The organism is Oceanobacillus alkalisoli, assembly GCF_021556485.1.
GTDB classification, from domain to species: Bacteria; Bacillota; Bacilli; order Bacillales; family Amphibacillaceae; genus Oceanobacillus; species Oceanobacillus alkalisoli.
The window spans coordinates 182,415-194,718 of record NZ_JAKGBW010000006.1 but is presented as its reverse complement, the minus strand read 5'-3'; the positions used below and the strand labels follow the sequence as shown (position 1 = coordinate 194,718).

Below are 12,304 nucleotides of genomic sequence, written 5' to 3'. Positions count from 1 at the left end.
GGCAGACAATAATCTTAGTTGTTTCACTAGAAACATCGAGACAAAAGAAATTTAATTCCGATTGATGGAGACAGGAGGCAGGAAGGAATTTGAACACCAATTTTCTTATAAAACATCCAGAACACGAGAAAGGATTTCGTTTTTGGAAAGAAAAACTAGCAATAATCGAAGACTTTACTAGTTTTGACTATTATCCGCATCAGCCATCGACTCAGCGAAATCGATTGACTGTAGATTTATCTGAACAAGAAAAAAATCAGTTAAAGCGTGTGAGTAATAATAACGAATTGGCAGCTTATGTCGTCGTGCTTACGGTCGTTCACACGTTGTTATTTAAGTATCAGCAAAAGAAAGTACATACAACAATTATCCCGGATAAAGCCGGTTGCAATATCCCTTTTATTTTAGACATAGATCACAGTGATTCTTTTCGTGATTTGTTAAATCGAGCTAAAACGGAACTAAAACATGTATATCAAAATGGGGAGTTTCCGTTCAAGGATTTATTTGGGGAAGAAATCGATGAAATGCTGGGGCGTATTTCGAATATTGCCTGTACCTTGGATCATCATATGAATATTCTCCATCGTAATAGCAGGATTGGCTATTTATTTACCTTATCTTTTCATCCGGAGATTGAAATCAATCTTACCTATGACTCTTCCCTTAAAGAACCGCAAGTACGGCTAATCACCGGCTATTTTAAAAAGGTGTTAGCTGCAGCACTCGAAAAGCCGGATCTGTTAATTAGCGAAATTGATTTATTAGGTGAAGCAGAGAAAGAGATAGTATATAATATGCAGCGTTTGGATGCGAATTATAATAAACAATCGACAATACCTGATCTCTTTTTGAATGCTGTAGAAAAATATCCCAATAAAAATGCAATTATTGATGGGGATGAAAGAATAACGTACGAGGAATTAAATCAGAAATCGAATCAATTAGCTCATTACTTAAAGGAAAAAGAGGTAAAGACAGATGAATTAGTCGGAATCTACATGGATCGATCTATAGAGTTAATGATTAGCATTTTAGGAGTACTGAAAGCAGGAGCTGCATATGTACCGCTAGATCCAACGCATCCTGCCGAGCGAACCGGGCTCATTTGTGAAGAAAGTGATATGCGCTTTTTAATTGCAACTAACAATTCGAATCTATCAACTGCTGCTGAGATCATTAACCTTGCTTCAAATTCCGTCTCAGGCCAATTAGAAACTGACTTAGATGTCAAGCCACAACCTGATGATTTAGCTTATGTGATGTTTACTTCCGGGTCTACAGGGAAGCCAAAAGGTGTCATGATTGAACATCGAAATGTCGTTCGGTTACTTTCCAATGACCGATTTGAATTTGACTTTCATGCGAATGATGTATGGTCCATGTTCCATTCCCATTGCTTTGATTTCTCGGTATGGGAAGTCTTTGGTGCGCTTGTAAATGGAGCCGAATTGGTAATCATCCCTAAGGAAATGACCATAAACCACAAAGACTTATGGTATTACTTGAACAAGCATCAAGTAACTGTATTTAATCAGACACCGCATTCATTCTATCAATTTATAAAAGAGGATCGTTTTATCAATAAGCGGATGAATTCACTACGATATATTATTTTTGGTGGGGAGGCATTATCACCTGAAAAGCTGATTTCCTTCCATCAGAAATACCCAGAAGTAAAGCTAGTTAATATGTATGGGATTACGGAGACAACTGTTCATGTTACCTATAAGCCTCTTACAATGGAAGATATGGAAAATGGGTATTCAAATATTGGTGTACCAATATCTACGTTAAACGTATTTATTTTAAATGAAGAAAATGAACCGGTTCCGCCAGGTGTAGTTGGAGAAATCTGTGTCAGTGGAAGCGGCTTGGCAAGAGGTTATTTAAATAATGAAGTATTAACGAACGAGAAATTTGTACATACGAATGACAAGTATATCGGAAAGGTTTATAAATCGGGTGACTTGGGACGATATTTGCTAAATGGCGAACTGGAATATATCGGGAGAAAAGACTTTCAAGTAAGCGTAAGGGGATACCGGATTGAATTAGGTGAAATCCAGTCACAATTGAATCGTATTTCAGGTGTGGAAGAGTCTATCATAGAGGTCGATGCAAATGAAGATGACGAAAAAAGTATTATCGCCTATTATGTCGCGGATAGCTCAATATCTAATAATCGTTTGCGAAAAGAATTGGCACGAATGCTCCCAACTTACATGGTTCCTTCCATCTTCAAAGCAGTGGATTCAATCCCGCTTAACCATAATGGGAAGGTCGATAAACATAAGCTCAAGGAGACCCTTAAAGAAGGGAATCAATCCGGAAGGAAAGCAGAAGATGATCTAGGAAACTTATTGATCACAACTTGGCAGGATGTTCTTCATAAAGAAACTATCAATATAGATGATAACTTCTATGAAATAGGTGGCGACTCGATTAAAGCGATTCAAATTATTTCGCAATTAAGGAACCGTGGTTATGAAGCAAATGTGCAACATCTATTAAGCTATCCAACAATTGAAGTCTTTAAAGATTACGTTCATAAGAGTGAGACTATAGATGATGTAGGTATGCGGGAAGGAAGTTACGCTTTAACTCCGATTCAACACGAATTTTTCCAAGAGTTCTTGGAGGGAAATGAACCACATCATTATAATCAAGCAATTATGATCTATAGCAAGGACGGTTTCGAGCAGACTTTGATTGAACAATCATTTGAAAAAATTATGGAACATCATGATAATTTACGCACCATTTTTAAAAAAGATGATCAAGCAATTCAGGCAACCATTAGAGCTTTTGAGGAAGGACAGTACGATTTCGATGTTTATGAATTCACTGGAATACAAAATGTAGAAGGAAAAATAACCGAGACATCAAATCAATTGCAAGCTTCCTTAAATATTTACGACGGTCCATTGGTACGGTTAGCCTTATTCAAAACGGATGATGGGGATCATTTACTATTTGCTATTCATCATTTAATCATCGATGGCTTATCGTTCCGGATTTTGCTGGAGGATTTCTATTTTGTATATGATAAAAAGTTAAATAATCAAGAAGTTTTATTGCCAAGACGAACCGCGTCGTTTGCTGAGTGGTCTAACGAGATATCGCGTATTGCCCAGGAAGACGTAGATAATCCTGCGACTGCCTATTGGGAGAATATGAAATGGCCAGGTAAGAACAATACAGGAAAGCACGTAGAAGTGGGAAGAAAGGGTTTCGAATTGGAAAAGGAGAAAACAGGACTACTCCTAAATGAAGCAAATTCTGCTTTCAATACAAAACCGAACGAGATTTTAATGACAGCACTAGGGCTTGCTGCCGAAGCTCACTTTGGAGAAGAGGATATAATAATAGCTCTAGAGAGTCATGGAAGAGACAACAGCTTAAATGGGATCGATGTAAGTAGAACGATTGGTTGGTTTACAAGTATATTTCCGTTCCAGCTTGTGACAGATCAAAATAATATCGAATCATCCATCATTGAAAATAAGGATAATTTACGACGGATTACACCAAACAGTAATGACTATTTAAACCAAAAGCATTTAAATCCTGAAAGAAAGGTCAATCCGAAATATAACGGCCGACCGGCTATTAGCTTTAATTATTTAGGACAGCTTGATCGGGAAGTGAATACTGATTTATTTACATTATCGGATATTTCATTTGGAGAGACTTCAGGGGGAAGTATCGTATCGCCATATGAACTAGATATCAATTGTTTCATTATCCATGAGCAATTACGAGTGAATATCGGTTATGCACAACGTCGCTTCAACGAGGAAACAATAATTGCATTTGCTAACGTTCTGCTCGAAAAGATTGAACTGTGCATTGATCATTGCTTAAATCAGGAAAGTCAACAGCAAACAGCTACAGATTTTTCATATAAGGGGCTATCGCTGGAGGAATTAGAAGGTATTTCAGCTCAACTTAATAACTAGTAATTAAAGGGGTGGAAGGAACTTGTCTACAACTCAAATTAAAGATATCTGTCCATTATCACCAATGCAGGAAGGAATGTTGTTTCACTATTTAAATGATGAAAAGTCTCAACTGTATCACGAGCATTTCATTATTGATATCAACGGGGAATTTGACCAAGCTATATTTCAAGATAGCTTCCAACAATTACTGAAAGAACATGAAATATTGCGTGCCGTATTTACATACCGAAATTCGAAGCAGCCATTACAAGTTATTTTAAATGATCGGGAAATGAACATAGACTTCCATGATTTAACGTATCTACCTAAGGTAGAGCAAGAGCAGTTAGTCGAAGAGCTGATTCAGAAGGAGAAAAATCAATCTTTTAATCTGGAAAAGGATTTATTAATCCGTGCTAGTGTTTATGGGCTCTCACAAAAAAAATATAAGATTCTATTGAGCTTTCATCATATTATTATGGATGGTTGGAGTTTTAGTTTATTACTGAAAGATTTGCTCGATAAATATGAAAGTCTCCTTCATGGTCATTCGCTTCCTGTAGGGACTATTCATTCATACGTTCAATATATTGACTGGCTTACTGGACAGAATAAGGAACAATGGTTGCGATATTGGGATGAATACTTATACAAATACGATGGTCAAGCAATGCTGCCAGTCGATTATCCATCTACAGGTAAGCGCAACTTAATCGATTACACATTTCATCTTTCATCCGATTTTTCAGAGCAATTAGAGAACTATGCAAAGGAGAATCGTGTAACGCTTAATAGTGTGCTGCAAACGATGTGGGCGCTCCTATTACAGCGATATAATGATTCAGATGATGTTGTCTTCGGTTCGGTTGTTTCTGGTCGACCGCCTGCTGTTCCTGGGATTGAGGAAATGGTTGGGTTATTTATTAACACCATTCCAGTCCGGGTAAGTTCAAGAAATGTGACAACTATTGATGAATTGGTTCGGAATGTTCAAAGCAATAACTTGAACGGTAAAGAATATGAATATGGATCATTAGCAGATATTCAAAATCTGACAGAACAAAAGGAAAATCTTATTCACAGTATTCTTGTTCTTGAAAACTATCCAATCAGTGATGAAATGGACAGGTTAAATGACCAGAATGATCTAGGGTTTATCATTGAGAATATTCAGGTGGAGGAAGCGACGAATTATGATTTAAATATCATTGTCAATCCTGGAATTGAGATGAAATTCACGATTAAATATAATGCGGATGTTTATTCCGAGTCATTAATTAAACAACTTGGAGAGCAAATGCACTTATTACTGGCGCATTTCAGTACCGAAAGAGACATTGCACTCCATGATATCTCTATTATTACTGAAGCAGAGAAAAAAATACTAGAAAGCATGAATGAAACAAAGACTTCGTATCATGAGGAGTCGATAATCGATGTCTTTGAAAAAATTACAGCTGTAAATCCAGATAAATTAGCACTTGTTTTAGGAAAAGAAAATTATACATATAAAAATTTAGTAGAACGGATTAATAAGATTTACAGTTTATTGCAACAGAATGGAGCAAAAGCTGGAGATGTTATTGCATTAAACATGGATAAATCCATGGAAATGATTGCAACAATGCTTGCAGTAATTAAATTAGGAGCAATCTATGTACCGATAAATGTGAAAGACAATCAGGAACGGATGAATTATATATTGGAAGATTCTCGGACACAACTGCTTTTGACAAATCGCTCAGAAGTTCTGCGGAAAGATGCATCGGTTGCTATAGTCGATGTGAATGATGCTTGGAGTCTGGAAGTAACGGTAGAAGAACAGACTCGGGAGGTACATTTAGAAGATCCGGCATATATTATGTATACATCTGGCTCAACCGGTAATCCAAAGGGTGTTCTCATTAAACAAAAGAGTATTTTACGAGTTGTATCAAATACGAATTATATTGATATTACTGGAGAAGACGTTCTATTGCAGTTATCTGATTATTCCTTTGACGGGGCAGTGTTTGACATTTATGGTGCCCTTTTGAACGGAGCAACTTTATGTTTGATAAATACAGATGATTTCCTTGATTTCGGGACGTTAACAAATATTATTAAAAAAAATAATGTAACAGTTAGCTTTATGACAACAGCCTTATTTAACACCGTTGTTGACAATAAAATTGATGCTTTAGCGGGATTTCGGAAGATATTATTTGGCGGAGAACGTGCATCTGTTAACCATATTCAAAAAGCACTTGATTATTTAGGGAAAGATAAATTAATACATGTATATGGACCGACAGAAAGCACGGTATTTACTACTTTTTATCCGATTAACGATTTAACGAATCAGCAAGCAGTTCCGATTGGAAAGCCGATTACAAACACCCAAGTATTCCTATTGGATCGGCAGCAACTGCCTGTTCCTCTTGGAGGAGTTGGAGAACTGTATATTTCGGGAGAAGGACTTGCTGCCGGTTATTTGAATAAAGAAGAATTAACGAAAGAAGCTTTTGTAATAATCCCAGAGTTGTCGAGTGAGAGATTGTACCGAACAGGGGATTTAGTGACGATGGACCGGAAGGGAAATATTATTTTCCTTGATCGAGTTGACCATCAAGTGAAATTACGTGGTTTTCGAATTGAACTTGGAGAAATAGAAGAAAAAATTGTTCATCGACTTGATGCTAAAGAAGCGATTGTATTGCCCGAGCGTGATGAAAACGGAAATGTGCAGCGATTAGTTGCTTATGTAGTGGGAAGCAAGGAAATTAAACGACAGCAGCTAATAGGTTTACTGCCGTATTATATGGTACCGGAACAAATTGTAATGCTTGAGAAATTACCGTTAAATAAAAATGGGAAAATTGATAAATCAAGGCTTCCACAAGCACGTGATATCCAGACGGCGGAAGTAGATCATTCTGTGAGTGAACTCGAAAAAGAGATGATCGATCTATGGAAAGAGGTACTTGGACTCCAACAAATTAACGTTTATGATCATTTTTTTGAAATTGGCGGTCATTCGTTAAAGGCAACTAGCCTCATCTCTAAAATCCGTAAGAAGTGGGATGTGCAATTAGGGATTAAAGATATTTATAATCATCCAATTTTAGAAGAGATGGTTGGAATGATACAGAGTCTGGATAAGCAATTGTTTATGAGCATTCCAAAATCAGAGGAAAAAGCTTATTATGACTTGTCGTTTGCGGAACAAAGAATGTATACGATGTGGAATATGGATAGGGACAGTACAGTTTACAATATTTCCAGTGCTTTTACACTTAAAGGAGATATAAATAAACAACGTATTCAAAGCGTGCTGCAAAAATTAGTGGAAGGACATGAAGCATTACGGACAACGTTCCATCTAGTAGATGACATTCCGAAAAAGCAGATTCATGAACAAATGGAGGTTCCCCTTCAAGAAAGATCCATCATGTATCACAGTGTAGACGAGGAAATTGTGCAGATCATTCAACCTTATGATTTAGAAGAAGGACCATTATTCCGAGCATATTTATTTGAGAAAGAACAGAATGAGCATATTCTTGTTTTTGATTTACACCATATTATTGCAGATGGAACTTCCATTGGGATCCTAATCCGTCAATTTTCCAAGTTATATAACGGAGAAGCACTTGAATGGCATCCCTTACAATACAAGGATTACTCCGAATGGCAATTACAGCAAAGCGAATCAGAAGTCCATAAAACGGATCGTCAATACTGGTTAGATAGATTTTCCGATGATATTCCTAAACTTGACTTCCCACTAGACGCAAGTCGAACGAATAAACATTCTTATTCTGGAAAGGCAATAACGAAGCGTTTAGATCATACACTCCTGCAGGATCTAAAAGGTTATGCAAAAGAAAGTAATGTTTCTTTATATTCGGTTCTCCTTGCTTCCTACTATGTCTTACTCGAAAAGTATACAGGAGAAGAAAATATAGTAGTTGGAACAAGTGTAGAAGGAAGAGATCATGAAGATCTTACTGAAATGGTCGGGATGTTCGTAAATACGTTGGCATTGAAAAATAATGTGAACGGAAATCAAGTATTTCATGATTTCTTAAAGGGAGTACATCAAAATTTCCTGCAAGATTATGAACGAAGCCATTATCAATTTGATGAACTTGTATCCGAACTGAATATACCAAGAGAATCAGGAAGAAATCCTTTGTTTGACGTCATGTTTGTCATGCAAAATTCAGACATCGGAACAATTCAGATGGATGGATTGATTATTGAGGATTATCTGATCGAACAGCCAATTGAGAAGTTTGATATGACACTGCAATCTGCTGAAGAAGACGGGGAGTTACTACTATCGCTTTCTTATAGTGATGAATTATTTTCAGATGAACAAATGCAGCTTTTATTAGAAAACTATGTCAACCTCCTCTCTCATTTACTAGAGTATAAGTATGTGAAGTTAGCTAATATTTCTGTCCTTACGAAAAATGAAATTGACTTTATTTATGATGATTTTAACGACACGAACCGTACGTATGAAAAGGAAAACTCTATCATTCAAGTTTTCAATAATATAGTGAAGCAAATCCCTCATAAAGTTGCAATTCAACATGATGATAAAGAAATAACGTATGAGGAGTTAGATCGGCAAAGTAATCAAATGGCAAATTATCTACAAGAAGCTGGAGTGATGAAGCAGGATGTAGTGGGATTAACAGCAGATAGGTCCGCTGACGCAATCATTTCCATTTTGGCAATTGTAAAGTGCGGTGCTACTTATTTACCACTTGACATGGATAATCCAGTTTCACGACTAGCGACCATTGTAGAGGATGCGAATCCGAGCTTAATCATTAATTTAAGTGGCGCCGATTTATTCGAATGGTCAAATACGAAAGGGATTCCCTTACCGGATTGGCAACGATATAATAAAGTGTTCAAACAACGTCAAGAAGTGAACGGGGACTCCCCTTTATATATTTCTTATACTTCGGGTAGCACAGGTAAACCAAAAGGAGTGGTCATTAAACATAAGAGTGCGGCAAGATTAGTATTAAACAGCAATATCGTGCAATGGAAACGTGAAGATAAATTGTTATTGACAGGGTCGCTTGCTTTTGATAGCCATACATTTGAAATTTGGGGTTCGTTATTAAATGGAATAACTTTATGTATTGAAAAGAAAGATATAATTTTAAATAGTGAATCTCTGAAGCACTATTTAAAAGACAATCAAGTGACGGTGATGTGGCTTACAGCTTCACTATTCCATCAATTATGTCAGGAAGACCCAGAGATATTTAGGCCATTATCGTATTTGCTTACCGGTGGAGATGTCGTATCACCAAAATTTGTGAACCGAGCGAGAGAATATGCTCCAAGCCTCACTATTATTAATGGCTATGGACCGACAGAAAACACGACATTTTCTTTAACTTATCCAATCAAAAAAACATTAAAAGAGGATGTCAGTGTTCCGCTTGGTAAGCCGATTTCAAATTCGACGGCTTATATTTTGGACAAGCATGGCGAACTTGCTCCAATTGGTGCCTGGGGTGAAATTTATGTTGGGGGAGACGGTCTCGCATCACATTATTTGAATGAACCAGAGATGACAAGAGAGAAGTTTGTGCATCTTAAACATATAACGAATCAAAAACTATATCAGACAGGTGATATGGGACGCTTGAAAGTGGATGGAAATATCGAATTTACAGGCCGGACTGATGATCAAGTGAAAATACGAGGCTATCGTATTGAAGTAGGTGAAATTGAAAAGACACTCTTAAAAAATATAAAAGAAATCGAGAATATTGCTATTATTTTTGACAAGGAAGAGAAACAATTAATTGCTTATTATATTTTAAATGAGAAACAGTCTGGCAATATACGAGAATTGGCTCGTCCTTATTTAACGGAATATATGATGCCGCGATACTTTATTGAAATGGCCCAGTTCCCGTTGAATATTAATGGGAAACTAGACAAAAGGCAACTTCCTAAACCAGTACTCCATGAGAATACTGAACCAGCGACATTTGAAAATGAGAAAGAAGAAGTGATTGCTGTCATTTGGTCAGAAGTATTAGGGCAGAAGATTGATTCAAGAGAAGCTAACTTCTTTGAAGTTGGCGGAGACTCGATTAAAGGGATCCAAATGATAGGTAAGTTAAGGAAGGTTGGCATTAAAATTGAAATTAGCGATTTGATTAAATATCCAACCATTGCTGAGATCAGTTGTTTTACAAAAGATGTTGATATCATCAGCCAAAAGGAGATAACTGGGCCTGTTCCCATGACGCCGATTCAAAGACAATATACGTCATTGAACGAAGACTTCCATCATTTTAATCAATCTGTATTTCTCTTTAACAAAGAAGGAATAGACGAAACAGCAACGGAAAAAGCACTCCGGGCTATTATCGAGCACCATGATGCCTTGCGGATAACGTATAAAGGTCAACAATCGAATGAATTAATGATTCAACCGGTAGATAATAATTATAATTTTGAAGTCGTACAAACAAATAGTGAAGAAGAAATAAATGTCATTACGGAACGGACACAGCAGTCTATGAACCTAGCAACCGGTCCATTGGTGAGAGCAGTTCTGTTTCAAATGGACGAGGGAGATCACCTGTTGATTGTGATTCACCATCTCGTTGTTGACGGTGTATCTTGGAGAATTATTTTAGAAGATTTCTATACAGCTTACCATCAAGTGATAGAAGGACGTTCACAAATCATTTTGGAAGAGAAAACCCACTCGGTGAAAGCATGGGTAGACCAATTGCAAAAACATCGTAACTCAGAAGAACTGCAGAATGAATATGCATACTGGGAGAAGATAGCAGAAGAGGAAACCGTACAGATTCCACTACGAAATGTGCGAGAGAGAAAATGGAAAAGTCGTCGTGTCAATTCTAAAGAATTAACCGAGGATCAAACGGAAACCTTGTTATATCTTGCTCCGAAAGTATTTGATGCAAGAATGAACGATTTATTACTTGCAGCTTTACGATTAGCGGTCCAAGAAGTATTTTCTCTTGAAGGCACGATACCTGTATTATTAGAAGGGCATGGAAGGAATGCAGATCTATTCAACCTTGATCTATCAAGGACCGTTGGCTGGTTTACCATTAGCTATCCAATTAATCTACCGTTACAGGCTGGTGAAACTTTGACAGAAACGATTTTCAACACGAAGGAAATCATTGATCAAGTACCAAACGGTGGCATTGGCTGGGGATTATTATCTAACTCTCAAGATGAATTTACTAATGATGAGCAACCACAAATAAGCTTTAATTACTTGGGACAAATCGATTCGGATGTGGAGCATGGTGAGTTTGGACATTCCAGTTATTCGGGTGGTTCAGAAGTTGGCGAGGAAATCCTTTCGTTGTCTTCTTTAGATATAAATGCTCTCGTAATCAATCATAAATTGAGAATAAATTTCGGAGCGGATAAACTGGAAATAGACGATAAACTGTTAGAGACAATTGGAAATACGTATGTAGAAAAACTAGTGGAACTGACGAATCAGGCAAAACAGGCAAATGAATATCAAACAATTGGAAAGCAGAAGATAGAAGCAGTATATAATCAGCCATCAGTCGTATTACTTAATGAGAAAAAAGAACAGCATGTATTTGTTTTCCCACCTCATATGCCGCAAATCGGCTACAGCATTTTATATAAGAATCTGTCACTCTATCTCGAGACGCATTCGTTCTATATGTTTAACTTTGTGGCGAATGAGGATATTCTAAATTACTATGCAGATCAAGTAATTGCTTTACAAAAAGAAGGACCATACACGTTGCTTGGCTATTCATTTGGCGGCACAATCGCCATGGAAGTAGCTCGCATACTTGAGGCAAGTGGATATCAGGTAGACGATATTATCTTAATAGATAGCTATGTTGTAGAAGAAGACAGCTTTAATCATATTAGTATGGAAGCTATTGAATCAAGTGTTGATGCAGAAGTAACTGGGGACTTTAGTATCTATATGTCTTTAGATGAGGAGATGAGAAAAGATATTGTTAATAGTTTTATTAATTATTACCAGTATACGAAAGACATCGTTAATCTCCCATCTCCATTAGACTCGAATCTGCATTTGCTAAAGGTTGAGGGAAAAGTAGGACATTTGAAAGATACAAGAGGGAAATGGGAAGAACTTACTGTTAGAGGGTATTATGAATACCCATCTGTCGGGGAACATGAAGATATGCTGACTGGTGAATTTTTATCGAAAAATGCTAGCATTGTTTCCTCGATTTTAAAGGATATCATTGCTCATCGTAATCGATAAAGTGAAACTTCATTCAGTGGGGCTTGCTTACTACCTCCCTCACTGAATGTTAGTTGAACAGAATCAGGGA

At 36.9% G+C, this 12,304-nt stretch carries 2 protein-coding genes; both read left to right on the top strand.

Annotated features, from left to right (window positions below):
- Positions 1-89: 89 nt before the first annotated feature.
- Positions 90-3,962 carry a non-ribosomal peptide synthetase gene (locus LZD48_RS08350; RefSeq protein ID WP_235762264.1) on the top strand — a complete coding sequence of 1,291 codons (3,873 nt, stop codon included), beginning with the start codon at positions 90-92 and terminating at the stop codon, positions 3,960-3,962.
- Positions 3,963-3,984: 22 nt separating this feature from the next.
- Positions 3,985-12,234, top strand: coding sequence for a non-ribosomal peptide synthetase (locus LZD48_RS08345; protein ID WP_235762263.1), 8,250 nt, complete (start codon positions 3,985-3,987; stop codon positions 12,232-12,234).
- The last annotated feature ends 70 nt before the right edge of the window (positions 12,235-12,304 follow it).